Raw genomic sequence first — 21,514 nt, 5'->3', positions numbered from 1 at the left:
AGCATAAGTGTTGTCAGTCTGAGCCTGTCGAAGACCTTTTTAACTTAATGACATTGCTCACTGTGACAAGAATCAAAAATAAGTTGATTTATGAGACAGCCTCATTTATGAATAGCATATTTATTCTACAGTAACCGACTTTGCTAAGTTTCTTGGTTGATCTACGTTACAGCCACGCATTACAGCGATATGATAAGATAAAAGCTGTAATGGAATCGTTGCTAATAATGGTAGAAAAGCCTCATCCGAATCGGGAATTTCAATACAATAATCTGCCATTTTATTAACCTCGGTATCGCCTTGAGTAACAATGGCAATTACTTTGCCTTTACGGGCTTTAACTTCCTGAATATTGCTGATTACTTTTTCGTAGGACGAATTCTGAGTAGCAATAAATACCACCGGCATTTCTTCGTCAATCAAAGCAATAGGGCCATGTTTCATTTCGGCAGCAGGATAACCTTCCGCATGAATATAAGATATCTCCTTAAGCTTTAGCGCACCCTCTAAGGCCACCGGAAAACCACTGCCTCTTCCCAGGAATAAACAGTTTCGGGAATCTTTTATTTTTGAAGCAACTTCCTTAATGATATCGTTAGACTCCAATGCCACCTCAATCTTTTCCGGAATGCTGTCTAACTCGGTTAAAAGGCTTATTAATTTTGATTGGGTTATTGTTCCTTTTTGCTGTGCCATGTAAAAGGCTATCAGTGTTAAAACGGTAACCTGCGCCGTAAATGCTTTAGTAGAAGCAACACCAATTTCTGGTCCTGCATGGGTGTAAACCCCTGCATGGCTCAACCTTGGTATAGATGCGCCCGCCACATTACAAATACCGAATATGGTAGCGCCACGTTCTTTTGCCATTTCTATTGCAGCCATTGTATCTGCTGTTTCTCCGGATTGAGAAATGGCAATTACAACATCTTTTTCCGTGATAATCGGATTGCGATACCTGAATTCTGATGCATATTCAACTTCTACGGGAATTCGGGCATACTCTTCGATTAAATATTCGCCAACTAAACCCGCATGCCATGATGTACCACAGGCAACTATGATAATTCTGTCGATATTTTTAAGTTTTTCTATAAACTCTTTAATTCCTCCTAACTGCACCTTACCTTCTGCAGGATAAATACGTCCACGCATACAATCTCTGATTGATCTGGGCTGTTCGTAAATTTCTTTCAGCATAAAGTGTTCGAAACCGCCTTTTTCAAGCATTTCCAATTTGAGTTCCAGTTCCTGAATTAAAGGCGTTTGAACCACATTATCTAATCTTTTAACTAAAAGATCATCTTTTGTAACTAAAGCAATTTCATGGTCGTTCAGGTAAATTACATTTTTGGTGTATTCAATTATCGGCGTCGCATCAGAAGCAATAAAATACTCACCTTTACCAACACCAATAACCATAGGGCTACCTTTTCTTGCAGCAATTAAGCGATCAGGATTTTCCCGGTCCATAATCACAATTGCATAAGCGCCTGTAACTTCTTTCAGCGCCAAGCGAACGGCCTCAAGTAAGTCTAATTGTTCTATATTTTGGATTTCTTCAATTAAATGAATTAAAACTTCTGTATCTGTATCACTTTTAAATTCGTGTCCGCGGCCAGAAAGTTCTTCTTTAAGTGTCGCATAGTTTTCGATAATTCCATTATGAATAATGGAAAGTTTATCATTATTGGAAGTATGCGGGTGTGAATTTCTATCTGAAGGTACTCCGTGAGTTGCCCAACGGGTATGGCCCATTGCGATGGTGCCGGTCTTATCCCTGTTTTCAGCAAATTCTTCCAGGGCCGCAACCTTACCAACTTTTTTATAGATGCTTTGGCCATTATCGTTCATTATTGCTATACCGGCACTATCATACCCGCGGTATTCTAACCTTTTAAGGCCTTTTAAAACAATTGGCCAGGCTTCTCTATAGCCTATATAACCTACTATTCCACACATATTTTTAATTAAATTATTCTGCCAAATATACTAAACAAACGTTTGTTTGTATGTCCAAAAGTCTTTTTTGTGGAATTCACAAAATAAAAAACCCCAGCTGCGATGCAGTGGGGCTTAAGCATTTTAAAGCGATGATTAGTTAATCTTCGTATAATAAATATTCAGTTTCAGGCGATTTGTGGTGTTTCCGAATGTGCCGATAACAGCTCTTGCTGCCGATGAAGCTGATGGAAATACTTCAAATTCTGTTAAAGACGTCGGCGCCAGAAAAGTACCATAATCTATTTTTTTATTATCGATTAAATCCTGAACATAAGCACTAACATTAAAAACATATCTGTTATTCAATGCATCATAGTAGCCTCCGAAAACAGCATCAGAAAGTGCCCGGGGGTCTCCGGCATAACTCGAGCTGGATTGATCATGATCGGGAACATTAACAGGCTGTTCTGCAATATCCCAGCGATAAAGCGACAATCTCTGCGGGGCATTAAACGGATAACCAAAAGTTCCCGAGCTTAAGTCTACAATTAGTTCAGCTTTATTTATGACTGCTTTGCCATAAACAGTGGTGAAATTTTTTAAGTTAGGAAAAGAAATTTTAGTCTTTAAACCTGCAAGGGCCTGTAAATAGGTAACATTATATTGTAATGTCGGGTTATCTAACTGGGTTTTGATAGGCGTTCCTGTATAATCGTGTTTAATATTAGCCGTGATAACCTGCCCGACTGCATTAGCAATCGGAAATTTTTTTGAAAGGGTATCGATACCGCTTGATGAATTTGTTTTTTTGTAAACCAGCTGAAGATAAGAACTTGAATTTGCGAAATCTAAAAAAGCAATTCCGCCTGTACCTGTTGAGGAAGTTTTATTAATCTCGGCGTAAAGACCTTTAAAGTAATCTGAGAATTTGGCATTCGTTGTTGTGCCTGTAGTTGGCAAGCTTAAAATCGTGCTTTGAATAAAGGCTTTGTTTAAAGGAATTCGGATTTGTGCCTTCACCGTTCGTGACGTATCCTTGCCACCAGATACCACATCTGTTATTTTGATAGGCGTATTTGGATAAATTTTGCTGTTAAAGTTGCCGAGCAAGGTACTGTTGTGTGCCTGTACATCAGATGATTTATACTTTGTAATCGTATTGGTTAACTGATAAATATCGATGCTGTATTTTGATGTGGTTGTATCACCATAAAATTGTGTACCCAGATTAAGCACTAAAACGGCAGAATCTAAAGTCGCAGTAGTAAAATCCAGGCTAAGCTCTGACGGAAATACGGTCATAGCTACACTCGATTCTGTTTTTCCAAAAATTGGGTCGTTCATATAACCCAGCGGGTAACGCGCTAAATTTGAAGTCGTAACATCAGCCTCTCTTATCGTTTGTGAACTAACCAACTGGTCGCTTACCAAAGTACCCTGAATAGCCGTATTCGAATCAACATCTAAACCTACGCCTGTCGGATTTTTACAGGATGCAAAAAGAAAAAGACCTATCAACAGGGTTAATAAGTCTTGTTTTATAAATTTCATATTTAAAAATAATAATACCTAATTAAGCAACAGAAACCAATTCTTCATTTGAAATTTCTTCGTAAAAAGTATAGAAGTTTTCAAAATTTTCGGTTAAGTTATGAGCTAAAGTTGGCTTATTTGAATCTTTAACATATTTTAACACAGCTGCATCAAGGTTTTCATCTGCTAAAACTACTGCGTCTGAGTGGCTTACAGCACCGATATGCAGGCTGTTAACATCTGCATCTTCAAACGCTTTTGTATCCTCTTCAGTCATGTTGGCCATTACCGCTTTTTTCGAGAAGTTAGCATTTAATTTTTCAGTAAAACCGCCTTCATAAATGGAATAAACAACTTTTGAATTTTTAAAAGTAGGGTCGTTTTTGTAAGTTGTTTTAATGTAAGCAGGCACTAAAGCACTCATCCAGCCATGGCAGTGAACAATATCTGGTGCCCAGCCTAATTTTTTAACAGTTTCAAGCGCACCTTTGCAGAAAAAGATTGTACGCTCATCGTTGTCATCAAAGAATTTTCCGCTTGCATCAGCAAATACCTGTTTGCGCTGGAAATATTCTTCATTATCCAGGAAATAAACCTGCATACGTGCAGCCGGGATGGAAGCTACTTTAATAATTAAAGGGTTATCGTTATCATCAATAATGATGTTCATTCCCGATAAGCGTATTACTTCGTGTAAACGATTTCTTCGCTCGTTGATGTTACCGAATTTTGGCATCAGAATGCGGATTTCGAATCCTTTTTCCTGCATAGCCTGAGGTAATTGGCGAGTAATCTCAGAAATTTTAGTAAGCTCGAGGAAAGGCGACATCTCGTGTGTAACAATCAGCAGCTTCGTTTTTGCCATCTCCATATTTTAAGAAAATATTAAGTTAAATAAAAGATAATGAGCTGCAAAGATAAGAATAATAATACTATTTATCAATATAGCAAGCATTTGTTTGGTTTCAGTTAGATTAATTTACACCTTTACAGCCTTAACTCATATCGTTTAGTTTGGAAATATTTAAAACCAAAGAAGCGCTTAAAGCTTACTTAAAACCATTAAAGGCCTCTGGTAAAAAGGTAGCCCTTGTGCCTACAATGGGCGCTTTGCACAATGGTCATATTTCATTGATAAAACTGGCTCAGGAGAATGCTGATATCATCATATGCAGTATTTTCGTAAATCCAACCCAGTTTACCGATCCTAAAGACCTCGAAAAATACCCCCGGCCGATAGAACACGATCTGGCGATGCTGAATGATGCGGGATGTAACGGCGTGTTTATGCCAAACGTAGCAGAAATGTACCCATCAGGTGCTGATGAAAACTGGCATATAGATTTAGGAAAAGCAGAGTTTTTATTAGAAGGGGAATTTAGAAAAGGGCATTATCAGGGAGTGACGCAAATCGTAAAAAAACTTTTTGATGCAGTAGAGCCTGATGTGGCTATGTTCGGTCAAAAAGATTTTCAGCAGGTGTTGATGATTAAAAATATGCTTGCTCATTTCAAACTGCCTATTAAGATAATTACTTGCCCGATAATCCGCGAAGATGATGGTTTGGCCATGAGCAGCCGCAACATTCATTTATCTGAAACAGACAGAAAAAATGCCCTGGTATTAAGTAAGTCTTTACAATTTGTTGCTGATAATTTCGCTTCCTATTCATTAAATGAACTCGAAAAACAAGCAAAATCATTTTATCACAATGTAGAAGGCGTGGAACTTGATTACTTTACCATTGCCAACGGTGATACACTGGAGCCTTCAAAGTCTAAAGATGAAAGTAATTTGGTTGCGCTGGTTGCCGCAAAAGTAGGAAATACAAGGCTGATAGATAATATGATTATTAAATGATGTAAGATGGATTAGATGTAAGATGGATGATGTAATCTGATATTTCCTTTCCATCAACCATGAATCCTCATCCATTTTACATATTACATCTCTTTTACATTTTTTTCATCCAATCCTTTATTACTAACTTTGCCGAATGATTATCACGATATTAAAATCGAAAATACACCGTGTTAAAGTAACACAGGCCGAGTTGAATTATGTAGGTAGTATTACGATTGATGAAGATTTAATGGATGCAGCTAACATTATTGCCAATGAAAAGGTGCAGATTGTAAATAATAATAATGGCGCCCGTTTTGAAACTTATGTAATTAAAGGCGAACGCGGCACCGGAACCATCTGTTTAAATGGAGCAACTGCCCGCCTGGCTCAATTAGGTGATATACTTATTATCATGTCATACGGTTCTTTACCAATTGACGAAGCGAAAAAATACAATCCGATACTTGTTTTCCCTGATGATAATAACCACTTGCTAAAATAACTTTGTGGCTTTCGACCTGAAATCGTTGTTCAAGTACATTGTTCTGTTTTTAATAGGAATAGGCATTTTGTACCTGGCTTTTAAAGGTCAGGATTTGAATAAGATCTGGCATGAAATTAAGCAGGCTGATTTCTTATGGGTTGCATTTTCTGGCATTTCAGTTTGGCTGGCACATGTGCTTCGGGCCATGCGCTGGCGGATGCTTTATCAATCCATTAGTTATAAGGTAAGTTTCTGGCATACATACCATGCCGTAATTATTGGTTACCTGGCTAATCTGGCATTACCCCGTTTCGGTGAAATTGGCCGTTGTTCGGTTATTCTTAAGACAGAAAAAGTTCCGATGTTTGCTTCAATCGGTACCGTGATTACGGAGAGGTTAATTGATGTATTGGTGCTGCTTTTATCAGGGTTATTGCTGCTTCTTTTCCAATATCAATTGGTTTCCGACTTTCTTTACCACACCATTTACAGCAACACAGCTGATGCGATAAAATCGTTAAATTATTTCTGGATAATCGGCTTATTTATATTGATGGTTATACTAACAACATTAATCATCTATCTGATAAGGAAAAAGCTGAGCAAGAAATTTTTAAGAATTTTTGCCGGGTTGAGACAAGGTTTTAATTCCTATAGAAAGCTAAAAAACAAGCCATTATTTATGGTTTATACTTTCGGAATCTGGTTTTTCTACTGGTTATCCCTATACCTGGCTTTTTCAGCAATACAAATCACATCCGGTTTAGGTTTTAATGCAGCTTTTACAGCACTTATATTTTCAAGCTTTGCAATGATAGCACCTGTTCAGGGTGGAATTGGGGTTTTCCATTGGATGGTTGCACAAGCTTTGGTTTTATATTCCATTGCTTTTAAGGATGGCCTTGCTTATGCAACCATCATTCATTCTTCGCAACTTTTGCTTATCCTAATTTTAGGTGGATTAAGCTTATTTTCAGTTCTTTTAGTACCTAAAATTAAATAAGCTAAGAATTCAAAGTCATAGTACTTTATAGAAAATATTAATCCAGACCGACGGTGTCAGGTAATGGGTTAAGGTAATATTTTATATTGGAAGTGAGCGCATACGGCCATTGGCGGCCACCTGTCCCGCTGTACGCTGTATCTTTTCGGGCAGTTTTCTGCTCAAATTAAACAAAACTTTACCCAAAAAGGATGCCGCTCCCATCGGGCTTAAAAACAAAGACCGGTACAAAAGAAGCAACCCAAAAGCAACTATATTTTGAAAAATAGCCCTGATTGACGCGGAAGGCCCGCATCCCGATGTAAAATCGGGGAGAGGCGAAGCAAAAGCTTGTCTACCGCAGGCAGACAGGACCGGAACCCGCTTAAACATTACAGCCCTTGTGCTTCAAATTAAATATACTTGTCTAATCCTATGCAGTTCATATTAAATAGACCGCGTTAATCATTCAGCCAAGCTAAACCCTTAACCATTTTAAGCAACTGCTAAAATAATTGCTATGCAGCCATAGTAATTTCAAATGGAAATGCTACATTTGAAACACTAACCTTTTATACATAAATGTTATGCATTTTGAATTAAGTGAAGAGCAATTGATGATTCAGCAAGCTGCCCGCGATTTTGCGCAGCAGGAACTGAAACCCGGTGTTATCGAGCGAGATGAACATCAGAAATTTCCGGCCGAACAAGTAAAAAAGCTGGGAGAACTCGGTTTTTTAGGTATGATGGTTTCTGAAAAATATAGTGGCAGTGGTTTAGATGCAATATCTTACGTACTCGTTATGGAAGAACTTTCTAAGATTGACGCTTCAGCCTCTGTAGTGGTTTCTGTAAATAATTCGTTGGTTTGTTATGGGTTGGAAGCTTATGGAAGCGAGGCTCAGAAAGAGAAATACCTGAAACCTTTGGCATCCGGCGAAAAAATCGGCGCGTTCTGCTTATCAGAACCCGAGGCTGGTTCTGATGCAACTTCACAGCGCACAACAGCAGAAGATAAAGGCGATTATTATTTACTGAATGGCACTAAAAACTGGATTACAAACGGCAGTACAGCTTCAACTTATCTGGTTATCGCCCAAACACATCCCGAATTGAGGCATAAAGGCATTAATGCTTTTATCGTTGAGAAAGGAATGGAAGGTTTTACCATTGGGGCAAAAGAAAATAAATTGGGGATTCGGGGTTCTGATACGCACTCTTTAATGTTTAATGATGTTAAAGTGCCGAAAGAAAACAGAATTGGTGAAGATGGTTTCGGCTTTAAATTTGCCATGAAAACATTGGAAGGCGGCCGGATTGGTATTGCCGCACAGGCCCTGGGTATTGCTCAGGGTGCGTTTGAGCTGGCAACTCAATATGCCAAAGAACGCAAATCATTTGGCAAACCAATATCAGAACATCAGGCGATCGCATTTAAACTTGCTGATATGGCGACTCAGATTGAAGCCGCAAGATTATTAGTTTATAAAGCCGCCTGGTTAAAAGACCAGGGGTTGCCTTATACTCAGGCCGGATCCATGGCTAAATTATTTGCTTCAAAAGTTGCGATGGATGTAACCGTTGAAGCGGTTCAGGTACATGGTGGCTATGGTTTTGTTAAAGAATACCATGTGGAACGCCTCATGCGTGATGCTAAAATTACGCAGATTTATGAAGGCACGTCTGAAATACAGAAAATGGTTATCTCAAGAGAGGTTATCAGGTAGTTTTCAGTTCACATTTGGCAATTTTCAGTTGGCCAGTTAAAAAGCCAACTGAAAACCGTTAATTGAAAACTGTGAACTGAAAATTGCCAACTGAATTACTCCTTTTCGCCGGCTATCGCGCCAAAAATTGCTTTTATCAAAGCCACAACGATGGCTAAAAATGCAGCCGCTAAAAATCCTGTTGTGTTAAAGCTTGTCATCATATTATCAACCAATAAAATCATTAGTACGGTTATGATGAACGACATTAAACCCAGCGTAAGAAAATTCACCGGGAAGGTTAACAGTCTTAATATAAAGCCGATTGTTGCATTTGCAAGGGCAATTAAAACTGCCGCTATAATTGCACTCCCATAACCATCAACGGTTACACCCGGAACGAGTTTTGCCCCAATAAAGACAGCCAAGCCCATTAAAAGGATTTCAATAATTAGTCTCATAATGTTTAATTTAGTAAAATGTTTAAATCTGTTAAATATTTGTTTGTACCTGTTGTTTTGAATTTAGCATCGTGCTCCAATACAAACAAAGCACCCCTGATTAAGTTTTCGGAAGATAGCACTTCTATTATAATTAAAAATATTGACGGCGCCAGTTTATTTGAATTGAGAAAAGATTATAAGTCTAATCCTGATTCCGTTAACTTTATGGCTGTTATATTAATCCCGGGCGAAACAGATAGCTTACAGGATGAAAAAATCATTTCAGGGCGCACAATTATGCAGGGCGATTCAGTTACTTTCAAGCCGGAAACCCCGTTTGTTAAAAACAAGATATACCTGGTAGAAAGCTATATAGGCGTTAGCTTTGCCGATAAAAATAAATTATTTACCGGGACAATAAAACATAACCTCGAACCGCATCGCCAAATACTCAAGCGATAGTTTTGAATGTAAATTCCTGTACAAGAGTTTGATTATTACTAAAAATTTTATACATTTGCATCGTAATCGAAGAAAAGAGAAGGGGACAGTGTCCCCTTTTTCTATGAAATCGGGTTAAAATATGCAGGTAGAAAAGAGAGTTACTGAACTCGTAGAAGAGAAAATTGCAGATCGTCCGGAACTTTTTTTGGTCGAAGTAAAAATGTTGCCAAACAACAAATTAATTATACATGTTGATGGCGATGAGGGCATAAGCATACAGGATTGTGTGGCAATAAGCAGGCATGTTGGTTTTCATCTGGAAGAAGAAAATACAATTGAACAGGCTTATAATTTAGAAGTTTCATCTCCTGGTGTTGGTGAGCCCTTAAAACTTATCCGCCAGTATAACAAAAACATTGGCCGTACAGTAAGTATAAAATTTGCCGGCGGGCAAAAAAAAGAAGGTAAACTTTTAGAGGTTACCGACAACAATATTCTGATTGAAGAATCAGTTAAAGAAAAAGGAAAAAAGGCGGTAGCGGTTGAAACAGCTGTTCCGTTTAATGATATATTAGAAACAAGTGTATTAATAAGTTTTAAGTAATGCGATTTAGGAGCGAAACGAGGTAATCTTGTAATCCTGCTAATCTATTTAATCATGGTAAAAAATGAGTACTACAACAATTAATTTAATCGACTCTTTTCAGGAGTTTAAAGATTTCAAAAATATAGATCGCCCAACGGTGATTAGTGTGTTGGAAGAAGTTTTTCGTAGCATGTTGCGTAAAAAATATGGAACAGACGAGAACTGTGATGTGATTGTGAATCCTGATAACGGGGATTTAGAAATCTGGAGAACCCGAAAAGTAATGGAAGATGGATTTTCTGAAGATGATGATTTGGAAATCGAACTTGCTGAGGTGAATCAGATTGATCCGAGTTTGGAAGTTGGTGATGATTATATTGAGCAGATTACATTAGAAAGTTTTGGCCGCAGGGCAATTTTAGCAGCCCGCCAAACTTTGGTTTCTAAAGTATTGGAACTGGAGAAAGACGAAATTTTCAAAAAATATAAAGATAGGGTAGGCGAAATCATAACCGGTGAAGTTTACCAGGTGTGGAAAAAGGAAACTTTGGTTTTAGATGATGAAGGTAATGAACTTTTAATGCCTAAAACGGAACAAATTCCGGCAGATTATTTTAAAAAGGGCGATTCTGTGAGAGCAGTAATCTCTAAAGTAGAGATGATTAACGCAAATCCAAAAATTATTATTTCCAGAACAGCACCTGAATTTTTACAAAGATTATTCGAACAGGAAGTTCCGGAAATATTCGATGGACTAATTACCATAAAAAAAATTGTTCGCGAACCGGGAGAACGCGCTAAAGTGGCAGTAGAATCTTACGATGATCGTATTGATCCGGTAGGTGCATGTGTGGGTATGAAAGGTTCACGTATCCATGGTATCGTTCGCGAATTAAAAAATGAAAACATCGATGTAATTAACTTTACAGGCAATAGTTCATTATACATTACCCGTGCTTTAAGTCCGGCAAAAATCACTTCTATTAAATTAGATGATGATACTAAGCATGCATCAGTTTATTTAAAACCTGATCAGGTATCATTAGCGATTGGCCGTGGCGGACATAACATTAAACTCGCCGGTAAATTAACCGGTTATGAAATTGATGTTTACCGTGAAGCCGGTGAAGAAAATGATGAAGACGTTGATTTAGAAGAATTCTCAGATGAGATTGATAGCTGGATTATCGACGAATTAAAGGCTATCGGTTGCGATACTGCCAAGAGTGTACTAGCACTTACGGTAGAAGATTTGGTGAAACGCACCGACCTTGAAGAAGAAACCATTAAGGAAGTGGTTCAAATTTTGAAGTCAGAATTTGAATAAGTGGTGTAATTGCCAAATAAACACTACTTTTGTATAAATAAAAAAAAATAACAGGAGCTAAATGTCAGACGACAAACCAATCATTTTAATTAAAGCTATTAAAGAACTTAATATAGGCATGGGTACGGCCGTAGAGTTTTTAAACAAAAAGGGTTTCTCGGCCGAGAAAAGTCCTATGTTTAAACTCTCGGGAGAGATGTATGATGCTTTGTTAAAAGAGTATCAGGGAGATAAGATCGTAAGAGAAGAAGCCAAACAAATAGTGATTGGTAAAATACGTCGTGACGAGCCTGAGACTGAAAAGCCAGCTGAAGCACCGAAAAAGAATACCGATTTTGAGAAAAACGAAGAGATTTTGATTAAAAATGCTCAAACGTTTACCCCTCAGGTCGAAAAACCTAAAGTGGAAGTGCCAAAAGTTGAAACACCACCACCAGCAGCTGTGGCAGAACCTGTAAAGGAGGCGAAAGCAGAAGAAAAAGCTGATGATGGTAGTTTGCCGGGTGTTAAAATAGTAGGCAAGATCGATTTAAATGATCTTAATTCTAAAACAAGACCTGCTAAAAAAGAAGAAGCACCTGCACCTAAAGTTGAAGAGACACCGAAACCGGTAGTGGAACAACCAAAGGCCGAAGCACCTAAACCTGTTGAGGTTAAAAAGGAAGAAATTCCGGTACCTGCACCAAAAGTTGAAGAAGCACCGAAACCTGTTGTTGAACAACCAAAAGCGGAGACTGCAAAACCAGCAGAAGTTAAGCCTGAGGCAACAAGCACTGAGCCTGAAGTAATGAAAGCCCGTTCGGTTAAATTAACAGGCCCGAACATTATTGGTAAAATTGTTTTACCTACAACACCAGACAGAAGAAATGGTCCGGTAGCATCTTCAAGCGATAGTGAAGCGGCAAAACGCAAACGTAAACGTAAGAAAGCACCTGGAGCTCCCGGTCAGCCAGGGCAACATGGTGGTCAGGGTCAGTCCGGACAAAACCCTGCCGGTCAAGGTCAGGGTGGCGCACCAGGACAACCCCGTCAGCCTTATCAGGGAAACAGACCAGGCGGTGGTACACCATACCAGGGTAACAGACCTGCCGGACAGGGTGGAACACCTTACCAGGGAAATAGAAATAACAACAATAACAGACCAGGTTTCCAAAACAGAAATGCGACACCTAGCGGACCTAAAGAAGAACCTACTGAGAAAGAAATTCAAGATCAAATCAAAGCAACACTTGCTCGTTTAAGTGGTGCCGGTAAATCTGGTAAATTTGCTCAACGTGCAAAACTACGTCGTCAGAAACGTGATGATGTTGCATACAATGCAGAAGAAGCAGCAAATGAACTTGAATCGCAATCAAAAATATTAAAAGTAACAGAATTTGTTACGGCTAACGAATTGGCGAGCATGATGGATGTGCCGGTTACCAAAATTATTGGTACTTGTATGAGTCTGGGTATGTTCGTTTCAATCAATCAGCGTTTAGATGCTGAAACATTGACAATCGTTGCTGATGAATTTGGTTATGAAATTCAATTCGTTAAACCTGATGAAGATGAGGAAAATGTAATTGAAGAAGAAGATAACGAGGCAGATTTAATCGAAAGAGCGCCGGTTGTTACCATTATGGGTCACGTCGATCACGGTAAAACTTCATTGCTGGATTATATTCGTAAAGCGAATGTAGTGGCCGGTGAAGCAGGTGGTATTACGCAGCACATTGGTGCTTACATGGTAACTACGCCAACCGGTAAAAAAGTAACGTTCTTAGATACACCGGGTCACGAAGCCTTTACTGCGATGCGTGCCCGTGGTGCTAAAGCAGCAGATATTGCAATTATTGTTATTGCTGCGGATGATGCAGTGATGCCTCAAACCAAAGAGGCGATTAACCACGCACAAGCAGCAGGTGTACCATTGGTGTTTGCTTTCACGAAAGTAGATAAGCCCGGTGCTAATGCAGATAAAGTACGTGAACAATTGTCGGTAATGAACATACTGGTTGAAGACTGGGGTGGTAAATATCAATCACAGGAAATTTCAAGCAAAAGCGGTTTAAATGTTGACTTACTTTTAGACAAAGTCTTATTAGAGGCTGAATTGTTAGAGCTTAAAGCAAATCCGAATAAGCGCGCAACAGGTACGGTAATTGAATCGGCATTAGATAAAGGCCGTGGTATCGTTACAACCGTATTGGTTCAGGCCGGTACATTAAGAGTTGGAGATCCAATCTTAGCGGGTAGTTATAGCGGACGTGTTAAAGCGTTAACCAATGAACGTGGTGCCAAGGTAGAATCAGCGGGCCCATCACAACCGGTACAGGTTTTGGGTATGCAGGGTGCTCCTACAGCAGGCGACCGATTTAATGCTTTAGAAAGTGAAACCGAGGCTCGTGATATTGCAAACAAACGTATGCAATTACAACGTGAGCAGGGATTACGTACACAGAAACACATTACATTGGATGAGATTGGTCGTCGTTTGGCGATTGGTAACTTTAAAGAGCTTAACATTATTGTTAAAGGTGACGTGGATGGTTCTATCGAAGCGTTAGCCGATTCACTATTGAAGCTGTCTACTGAGCAAATTCAAATCAACATCATCAGTAAAGGTGTTGGACAGATTTCAGAATCTGATGTATTGTTAGCTTCGGCTTCTGATGCGATTATCATTGGTTTCCAGGTTCGTCCGTCAACAGGTGCACGTAAACTTGCGGAGGCTGAACAAATCGATATCCGTTTATATTCTATCATTTACGATGCAATCAACGAGATTAAATCGGCGATGGAAGGTATGTTGGATCCTGAATTTGAAGAGAAAATCGTGGCTAACGTAGAGATACGAGAAACTTTCAAAATTACTAAAGTAGGTACCATTGCAGGTTGTATGGTATTAGATGGTAAAATTACCCGTAACAGCAAAATCCGCATCATCAGAGATGGTGTTGTAATTTATACAGGTGAACTGGCATCATTAAAACGCTTTAAAGATGATGTAAAAGAAGTGGTAAAAGGCTACGAATGTGGTCTGAATATTCAGAACTTTAATAACATCGAAGTTGGTGATATTGTAGAGGCTTACGAACAAGTTGAAGTAGCCAGAAAACTGTAAAATACAAACATATTATAATTCAAAGCGGCTCAAAAGGCCGCTTTTTTAGTTTATATATTGTTTTAATCTTAAAATTATCGGATAATATTTAGTTTGTAACTTAAAAATATCGAACATTTGTAGTCAAAACTTCAATAAGTTAATTCGGCAGATAATTGTGTTATAAAGCTAATAATATATGAAATTGCCTTTTAACTAAACTATCCTTAAATTTATAGCAATCATTAATTAATCATAAATCCATCAAGTTTGGATTTAAAAGCATTTAATTTGGAATCACAAACTAAGGCCTACTCATCACCCGGCTGCAGAATCTGCAAAGCTCCGTTTGGAGAATCACTTGTCGTTAAAGAAATGATGTTTGGATTTCGGGACGAATTTAAATACCAACAGTGTTCCTTATGCGGCTGTTTGCAGATAGCAGAATTACCAGTAAACATAAGTAAATATTATCCGCCCTATTATTATTCATTCACAGCCAATACAGCTGTATTAAAAAGACAATCTTACTTTAAGCGTTTATTCGGTTATTTCAGACTTAAAAAGCTTTTTAAAACAAATCGGCCTGTGTTGAAATATTTAAAGCCAGTTAAAATAGCCTTTTCAGATAAGATATTGGAAATAGGTTGTGGAAAAGGACAGCAAATATGCAATTTATTCAATATCGGATTTGAAAATATTGAAGGTGTAGATAAATTCATCCCTGAAGAAATCGATCACGGTTTTGGTGTAAAAATCATGAAAAAAGATTTAGTTGAACTACAGCCTAATCAATATGATCTAATCATCATGAATCATGTTTTAGAACATATGGATCAACAACAGGAGGTATTGAAAAATTGCCGTTCTCTGCTAAAAGAGCAAGGTTGCCTCATGATCGCAATTCCTGTAATAGCTGAAGCTTTTAATATTTACAAAGCAAACTGGGTTCAATTAGATGCTCCACGGCATTTTTTCTTACATACGGTTAAAAGTATGTCCATTTTAGCACAACAAACAGGATTTGAAATAAGAAATACTTATTTTGACTCTGCAAGTTTTCAATTTTGGGCGAGTGAACTATATCAACGGGATATTCCGCTGTTTTCCATAGAAAATGACTATCAGGCTTATCCATTTGAAAAGATTTTTAGCGAAGAGGAAATAGAAACTTTCGAAATGAGATCAAGGCAGTTAAATGAAAAAGAAATGGGTGATACAGTTGTTTTTTACTTATATAAATCATCTTAATGTTTGGCTGTTATTTCGAATAATTATATAGAATATTGGCTTAAAAGTGGTTTAAAATTTATTAGGATGAATTTTTGTTAATTTTGATTAAATTAATTTGTAAATTATGAAAAAGATGCTCTCAATTACTTTTTTATTATTGTGTTCAAAAGTTCTTTTTTGTTCAACACCAATTGGTTTTTTAGACGCAATCGATAATAGTTTATTAGTCACAGGATGGTCTTTGGATGCTGCTGCTCCTTTAACTAATTTAACTATTCATTTTTATGCAAATGCACCAGCAGGATCTCCGGGTAGCGTATTTATAGGTTCAACATTAGCAAATTATCCTCGTCCTGATGTTAATAGTGCTACAGGATACTCAGGAAACCATGGATTTAGATGGAGAATCCCTACAAATCTTATAACACCCTGTCGTTTGGCAATTTATGCTTACGGTATAGATCCACATGGAGTAAACAATAAACTTTTAAACAATAGTCCAATTGAAACACCATATCTTGAAGGACAAATATCTGCTTCAGCTGGAGGCTATCCAATTGTCCTTAAAGCTAATTCAAAATTTGCTGGAGGTATTTATTCACTAACGTGGAATGGTGTAGAATTCATTGATGCAGCTGATCATGGTCGTGAATTACAAACTGCGTCGAGCTTTTATTCATCTTATTCTCCTCCTTCATGGACTGCAGAATGTTATAATCCAACAGAAGCCGGGAATCATGGTGACGGTAGTGGAGGATGTACTTCAAGTGAATTATTGAGCTTTTCTACTGCGGGATATATATTACAAACAACCACTCAAATGGCGTTTTACAGTAATTCATCAGCTCCTACCGGATCTTGTCCTTCCCCGATAAATGGATATACTATTCTCTCAAATCATATAATGAGTAAAACAGTTACAATTGGTATTCCTGGAATGGCTCATGCGATCAAGTATGAAGTTAGTCATTCTGTGCCATCTGATGAGGCTAATCTGGCTATGGGACAATTTGAAGTGGTAACAGGATATATGCCAAGTTCATTCAATACTTTTTGGCGGTTCAATCAAGGAAATAGTACTTTGACTAATGTTACAAATGAGCCTGATAATGAGGCAGGAAGGCCTATTATTCTTGCTAAATCTTCGGGCGATTACGCAATGGGTGTTTATTGTCCTGCTATTGGACAAGCTGCAACAAATGGATATGGCCAGTTTAGCTTCGGCTCTACAAACAAATGGAATTTGGTTCAACGAATACCGAATATTTTTGCAGGGCAAACTTATAATTTTACCGCTTACATATGCGTTGGCAGCTTAGAAAATGTCAGAGTAACAATGGCTCAATTGGTTGCAAATTATCCTAATTAACTATTTATTAGTATAAAAAATAAATAACTTATTGCCCAACAATCCATTTTAACTTGTTCGATTTATTAATCAGATAAACTATAAAGTAACTCGCAAAATAAGTTATAAAAAACCTGGCATACTGAATGAATACAAGTTCCAGAGAACTTTTTCCTGCAGAAGTAATGTGCAGGGGGTTAAATATCGTAGGAAGTATCTGAACAATAATTATGAAGTGAATTAAATGAATTCCATAAGTGCTGCTTCGGGGATTTAACTTTTTTATCCATAATGGATTTCCAAGTTTATAGAGAAAAACAAAGCTTACAATCGAATATATAATGTTGGTAAATCTCAGCGTATTGTATGGATCTGCCTTTACCCCGATTTGTATAAGGTGGTAGCTTTCCCAACAAGAAACAAATAACATAATGGCTGTTGCCAGCGCCAAAGGAAACACCGGGCATTTTTTTATCCATACATTAAATTCAGTAAAGTATTTATGAAGAATAACACCCAGCCAAAGGTAAAAAACGAAACCAAGAACTGCAGTGGTATGCTGACTGAAAATCCATTCATGATATAAATTTAAAGAATAGAACAGTGAGCATGCTCCTAAAAATAAACCTAATTTCCAGCTATAAAGGTACCTTCTGAAGATAAGAAGGATAGATATACTACCCAAAAAGTTCAGAATAAACCAAAAACTGGTATTTACGATAATATCATAAAGTTGTTTGCCAAAACCCCACAAAGGCTGATCAAATACTGGAGACCACGCACCTTTAAGGTATATAACCAGAAAATTAGCATAAATAAATATCAGGAAAACAACCATCCAGAAAAGCCATGGTTTGAATGTGCCGTCAAACCTTCTTTTTAAGTACTGTAAAGATGTTGTGGTATGGATTTTATCGCCAATCAGGAAACCTGCAAGTATATAGAACAAAATCGTTCCGAATTTGAAAACCTGCATAGTGAAAAGTTGAATGGATTGCTCATAAACATCAGTAAAAAATTTAGGCTCGGGCCAAAGATAACTGTGTTCCAAAACGATTGATATGATTGCAATAAATCGGAGTGAATCAATGAAATCGTAATTTATTTTTTCTTTTTGTATTGATGTAGACATAGATGCTGCAATAATAATAACAATAGATTAATCTTTTACTATTTTGCATGTAAGAATGTTGTCTTTTATAACATTTTAACATTCTGTATTATGTGGCTTGAATTGTTATTTTTGCTGTTTAAAACGGCATTTATTTTTACAATTCATGATATCAATTATAATCGCTTCGGTAAATGCACAACAACTGAATGATATAAGAATCAATATAGAGGAAACTGTTGGCATACCGTACGAAATTTTAGTTTTCAATAACGCCAACGGGCATAAAGGCCTTTGTGAAATATACAATCTTGGCGCTAAACAGGCGAAGTACGATTTACTTTGTTATATGCATGAAGATATTTCAATAAAAACCAGAAACTGGGGCCAAATTGTATTGTCTGCTTTTGCAGAAATTACTAAACTTGGGCTTATTGGTATTGCGGGAAGCAGCTATAAGTCTATAGCGCCATCCGGTTGGTTTTGTAATGGCGGCCCGGCAAAAATCAACTACATAAATATATTACAGCGATTTAAGTTTGATCAGCTTGGTACTTCTCATCATCTTCAAAATCCAAAAAATGAAAAAATTTCACAGGTAGTGGCAGTAGATGGGGTTTGGTTTTGTACGACCAAAACATGTGTTACAAAATACCCGTTTGACGAAGTTACTTTTAAAAAGTTCCATTGTTACGATATTGATTATTCGTTGGCCATCAGAAACGAATACAAAGCTTATGTTACCTTTGAGATCCTTTTAGAACATTTTTCAGAAGGTAACTATGATAGTAATTGGGTAGAAGAAACACTGAAGTTACATAACAAGTGGGCAAATTCCTTGCCCGTAAATCTCGAAAATCTATCAGAGAAGGAAATGAAAATTACAGAGAAACATGCGTTCAGGTTTTTTTTCAAGCGAATGCAAATCACCGGTTACAGCAAAATACAAAGGATTAAGGTTCTGTTAAAAAGTAAGCTGAGTAAAAAAATAGGAACCGGTATCTTTTTAAAATTACTTTTTGAAGCTTAAATTTTATAACCGTTTTCAGCAAAATAAGGCCGCCAGAAATTTATGTTTTTTTCCCATGCATGACACCCAAACGGGCATTTATTCCCATTCAACTTAAATGCTTTTTCTGGTTCTGTTTCAATGGCAAAATTTACGGCTTCTTTATAAGAAGGTATTTTAACGATTCTTTTTCTACGGTTTAATTCGATGCTAAAAAAGATATCTTCATTAAATATGCTATTTTCAATTTGTTCATATTTGCTAATTTGGGTTTTATAAACCTGACAGAGTTTTATAAATGTTTCAACCTTTCTTAACGAAAAACCGCCATTTCCAACCTGATTATTGAGTTGTTTATCCAGAATAGGTAGTCCTGATTTCCCTGATAAATTATACCGTCGGTGGAAGTAAGATCTTATGTGCTCTTTAAAAGTTTTAAATTTTGAATAATGATTATGGTTATATAGCCAGGGCGCTCCAATATAATCATATCCTTTGCTGCACCAAAAATCCATTTGATCAGAGAACACAAAGGCATCCAATTGATAAATCAGAATGTAGTCGTATTCGCTAAATTGAGTATAAAAACTTGCTGAAAGCATAAGCTTGTTGTAGCCAAATACACTTTCAAAATAGGAATTATCAAAGGAAACCGATTTGGAAAAACGTTTGTCGGATAACAAAAGTTTTTCAGGTTTTACAGCAATAACAGGGTAGCCCTGAAACACTTTGAAACACTGATTTAAAGCAATTTCTTCAAATTCGGATAGGTTTTCTTTATATAGAGGAACAAGAATTGCGTATTTTGGTTTATTTGACATGCTTGCCTTGAATCTGATGTTTAAATTTACGGAACATATAACGCAAATAAACAGATAAGCCAAGATAATGATTTATCAATTTCGGTTTTTTATGTTCGAAAGCATCATCGGTTTTTAAACTTGATAGTCCGTCTGTTCCGAATTTTGCTGCAACCAGCGGAATGTATTTAAATCTGTAAGCGGAATCTCCTCTGAGTTTTAAATTGAGTTCATAATCCGCACAGATTTTGTATGTCAGATTATAGCTATATTTTTCAAAAACACTCTTCGGATAAAAAATTGCCTGGTGTGAAATATTATACTTTGCAAGTTGATAAGGCTCGGCAGATCTGATAATTTTAACATCATCCATTATTATATCACAATGATAAATGGTATCGGTCTCTTTTAATTGACTTATAACGGTTCCAAAGTTTTCAGTTATTTCATCATCTGCACCTATAAAGTATAACCATTGCCCTTTGGCTAATTTTACAGCATTATTCATTGCATCGTAAATACCTTTATCTTTTTTACTGATTAAGGAAGTGACCAAATCAGGATATTGAGAAATAATTTTCAGGGTATCGTCTCTACTGTCGCCATCAAAGATAATAAGTTCACAATGCTTAGGCATGTTTTTCTTAGCACTTTGAAGAAAAGAATTGATGTGCTGACCTGCATTAAAGGTTACGCAAATTAATGATACAATTGGAGGGACATTATTCATATCACAAAAACTTTCTGATGAAATTCATTTTACTCCAAAATCCCTTCCGCTGCATAAATAATAAGATTTCTTTGTGTTTAAGAATGAAAAGGAAAAGATTTATGTTTGGTTGATTTTCACTACCTCCTGCTTCAAGAAGCTTTAATAAATGAAATGTGAATTTTTGATGTTTATTGTAAGGATAGTTTGAGAAAATTCTTATTCTCTCAATAAATTTTGCAAAACTGATTTTTCGTCCTTCTCTTATTTTTTTTTTTTGTCTTAATATATCCGTACTCATGTTTGAATGCTGACGATACCTGACTAAACATAAGGAACTAAATGCGATACTTCCTATATTGGTTGCTACATACGCCAGCCACCAGTCATGCATCACCAAACCGGTGAAATTATCCAGGTAAGGTATTAGTTTTTTGTGGAATAGAACTGTATGGCCAGATACACAATTTTCAAACAGAAAATACCTGGAATCATTTCCTGCATAAAACCTTCGGACATCAGAGATTTTTCTATCAAGCGACGCGCCTTTATCATCGATAAATGCTGAATCATGATAAACCAGTATATTATCCCCGATTTCGCTAACCTGTAAGGCTATCTTGTTTTCAAGCCAGACATCATCCTGATCGCAAAGTGCAATAAATTCTCCGCTACATAAGCTTATGGCCTTCTCAAAATTTTTAATGTAGCCAAGGTTAAACTCGTTTTGGTAAATTTTAAAATTGTGATATTTAGCCGCGTATGATTTTAAAATTTCATGTGTATTGTCTTTTGAACCATCATCAACGAGTACAACTTCCAGATTAGGGTAAGTTTGGTTTACTATAGAATCTAATTGTTCTTCTAAATGAACAGCCCCGTTGTAAGTACAAAGTGCGATGGAAACCAAAGGATAACTGTTCATGCA

At 37.0% G+C, this 21,514-nt stretch carries 19 protein-coding genes; 11 read left to right on the top strand and 8 right to left on the bottom strand.

The genetic code is table 11. The features are described 5' to 3' along the window. Nucleotides 1-120: 120 nt before the first annotated feature. The 3 genes from glmS to O0931_RS10720 all read right to left on the bottom strand — a co-directional run bounded on the left by glmS (nucleotide 121) and on the right by O0931_RS10720 (nucleotide 4,339). Entirely contained in the window at nucleotides 121-1,959 is a 1,839-nt protein-coding gene (glmS, locus tag O0931_RS10730) for a glutamine--fructose-6-phosphate transaminase (isomerizing) (protein WP_269415577.1), read from the bottom strand. Nucleotides 1,960-2,094: 135 nt separating this feature from the next. Then, nucleotides 2,095-3,492: a DUF4270 domain-containing protein gene (locus O0931_RS10725; RefSeq protein WP_269415576.1), complete on the bottom strand. Its 1,398-nt coding sequence runs from the start codon at nucleotides 3,490-3,492 to the stop codon at nucleotides 2,095-2,097. 22 nt (nucleotides 3,493-3,514) lie between these two features. After that, nucleotides 3,515-4,339: a glycogen/starch synthase gene (locus O0931_RS10720; protein WP_269415575.1), complete on the bottom strand. Its 825-nt coding sequence runs from the start codon at nucleotides 4,337-4,339 to the stop codon at nucleotides 3,515-3,517. Between the two features lie 149 nt (nucleotides 4,340-4,488). Between O0931_RS10720 and panC the strand changes: the two genes are divergently transcribed. The 4 genes from panC to O0931_RS10700 all read left to right on the top strand — a co-directional run bounded on the left by panC (nucleotide 4,489) and on the right by O0931_RS10700 (nucleotide 8,512). Then, nucleotides 4,489-5,334, top strand: coding sequence for a pantoate--beta-alanine ligase (gene panC, locus O0931_RS10715; protein WP_269415574.1), 846 nt, complete (start codon nucleotides 4,489-4,491; stop codon nucleotides 5,332-5,334). A 136-nt stretch (nucleotides 5,335-5,470) separates the two neighbouring features. Beyond that, nucleotides 5,471-5,821 (top strand): aspartate 1-decarboxylase, encoded by a 351-nt coding sequence (gene panD / locus O0931_RS10710; protein ID WP_109929749.1) that lies wholly within the window; start codon nucleotides 5,471-5,473, stop codon nucleotides 5,819-5,821. A 4-nt stretch (nucleotides 5,822-5,825) separates the two neighbouring features. Next, entirely contained in the window at nucleotides 5,826-6,806 is a 981-nt protein-coding gene (locus tag O0931_RS10705; protein WP_269415573.1) for a lysylphosphatidylglycerol synthase transmembrane domain-containing protein, read from the top strand. Between the two features lie 566 nt (nucleotides 6,807-7,372). After that, nucleotides 7,373-8,512, top strand: a complete 1,140-nt coding sequence (locus O0931_RS10700; protein ID WP_269415572.1) for an acyl-CoA dehydrogenase — start codon at nucleotides 7,373-7,375, stop codon at nucleotides 8,510-8,512. Nucleotides 8,513-8,607: 95 nt separating this feature from the next. Here the strand turns inward: O0931_RS10700 and O0931_RS10695 are convergent, their stop codons facing one another. Beyond that, nucleotides 8,608-8,952, bottom strand: coding sequence for a phage holin family protein (locus O0931_RS10695; protein ID WP_269415571.1), 345 nt, complete (start codon nucleotides 8,950-8,952; stop codon nucleotides 8,608-8,610). An 18-nt stretch (nucleotides 8,953-8,970) separates the two neighbouring features. On the opposite strand from O0931_RS10695, the gene O0931_RS10690 reads away from it, so the two are divergent. From O0931_RS10690 to O0931_RS10665, 6 genes are all read left to right on the top strand, one after another. Beyond that, on the top strand, nucleotides 8,971-9,396 hold the full coding sequence (locus O0931_RS10690; protein WP_269415570.1) for a hypothetical protein: 426 nt from the start codon (nucleotides 8,971-8,973) through the stop codon (nucleotides 9,394-9,396). A 121-nt stretch (nucleotides 9,397-9,517) separates the two neighbouring features. Further along, nucleotides 9,518-9,982 carry a ribosome assembly cofactor RimP gene (gene rimP / locus O0931_RS10685; RefSeq protein ID WP_269415569.1) on the top strand — a complete coding sequence of 155 codons (465 nt, stop codon included), beginning with the start codon at nucleotides 9,518-9,520 and terminating at the stop codon, nucleotides 9,980-9,982. 64 nt (nucleotides 9,983-10,046) lie between these two features. After that, nucleotides 10,047-11,291: a transcription termination factor NusA gene (gene nusA, locus O0931_RS10680; protein WP_269415568.1), complete on the top strand. Its 1,245-nt coding sequence runs from the start codon at nucleotides 10,047-10,049 to the stop codon at nucleotides 11,289-11,291. A gap of 61 nt (nucleotides 11,292-11,352) precedes the next feature. Further along, nucleotides 11,353-14,397, top strand: coding sequence for a translation initiation factor IF-2 (infB, locus tag O0931_RS10675; RefSeq protein WP_269415567.1), 3,045 nt, complete (start codon nucleotides 11,353-11,355; stop codon nucleotides 14,395-14,397). A gap of 249 nt (nucleotides 14,398-14,646) precedes the next feature. Further along, nucleotides 14,647-15,627 (top strand): class I SAM-dependent methyltransferase, encoded by a 981-nt coding sequence (locus tag O0931_RS10670; RefSeq protein ID WP_269415566.1) that lies wholly within the window; start codon nucleotides 14,647-14,649, stop codon nucleotides 15,625-15,627. A gap of 106 nt (nucleotides 15,628-15,733) precedes the next feature. Further along, a complete protein-coding gene (locus O0931_RS10665) occupies nucleotides 15,734-16,978 on the top strand; it encodes a hypothetical protein (protein WP_269415565.1) in 1,245 nt (414 codons plus the stop codon). A 28-nt stretch (nucleotides 16,979-17,006) separates the two neighbouring features. On the opposite strand, the gene O0931_RS10660 is transcribed toward O0931_RS10665, so the two are convergent. After that, nucleotides 17,007-18,089 (bottom strand): acyltransferase family protein, encoded by a 1,083-nt coding sequence (locus O0931_RS10660; RefSeq protein ID WP_269415564.1) that lies wholly within the window; start codon nucleotides 18,087-18,089, stop codon nucleotides 17,007-17,009. Between the two features lie 145 nt (nucleotides 18,090-18,234). Between O0931_RS10660 and O0931_RS10655 the strand changes: the two genes are divergently transcribed. After that, entirely contained in the window at nucleotides 18,235-19,098 is an 864-nt protein-coding gene (locus O0931_RS10655) for a glycosyltransferase (RefSeq protein WP_269415563.1), read from the top strand. Here the strand turns inward: O0931_RS10655 and O0931_RS10650 are convergent. The 3 genes from O0931_RS10650 to O0931_RS10640 are packed head-to-tail and all read right to left on the bottom strand — an operon-like array spanning nucleotide 19,095 to nucleotide 21,511. Continuing rightward, complete coding sequence (locus tag O0931_RS10650) at nucleotides 19,095-19,898, bottom strand: DUF5672 family protein (protein ID WP_269415562.1); 804 nt, start codon at nucleotides 19,896-19,898, stop codon at nucleotides 19,095-19,097. The two genes, O0931_RS10655 and O0931_RS10650, sit on opposite strands and share 4 nt — an antisense overlap. Beyond that, nucleotides 19,888-20,607, bottom strand: a complete 720-nt coding sequence (locus tag O0931_RS10645; RefSeq protein ID WP_269415561.1) for a glycosyltransferase — start codon at nucleotides 20,605-20,607, stop codon at nucleotides 19,888-19,890. The genes O0931_RS10650 and O0931_RS10645 overlap by 11 nt, the downstream gene beginning before the upstream one ends. A 1-nt stretch (nucleotide 20,608) precedes the next feature. Beyond that, entirely contained in the window at nucleotides 20,609-21,511 is a 903-nt protein-coding gene (locus O0931_RS10640) for a glycosyltransferase family 2 protein (RefSeq protein WP_269415560.1), read from the bottom strand. Between the last annotated feature and the right edge of the window lie 3 nt (nucleotides 21,512-21,514).

This window comes from Pedobacter rhodius, from assembly GCF_027213645.1.
In the GTDB taxonomy this organism is placed as follows: Bacteria; Bacteroidota; Bacteroidia; order Sphingobacteriales; family Sphingobacteriaceae; genus Pedobacter; species Pedobacter rhodius.
The sequence above is the reverse complement of the archived record's forward strand: the minus strand, read 5'-3'. Positions and strand labels throughout refer to the sequence as shown.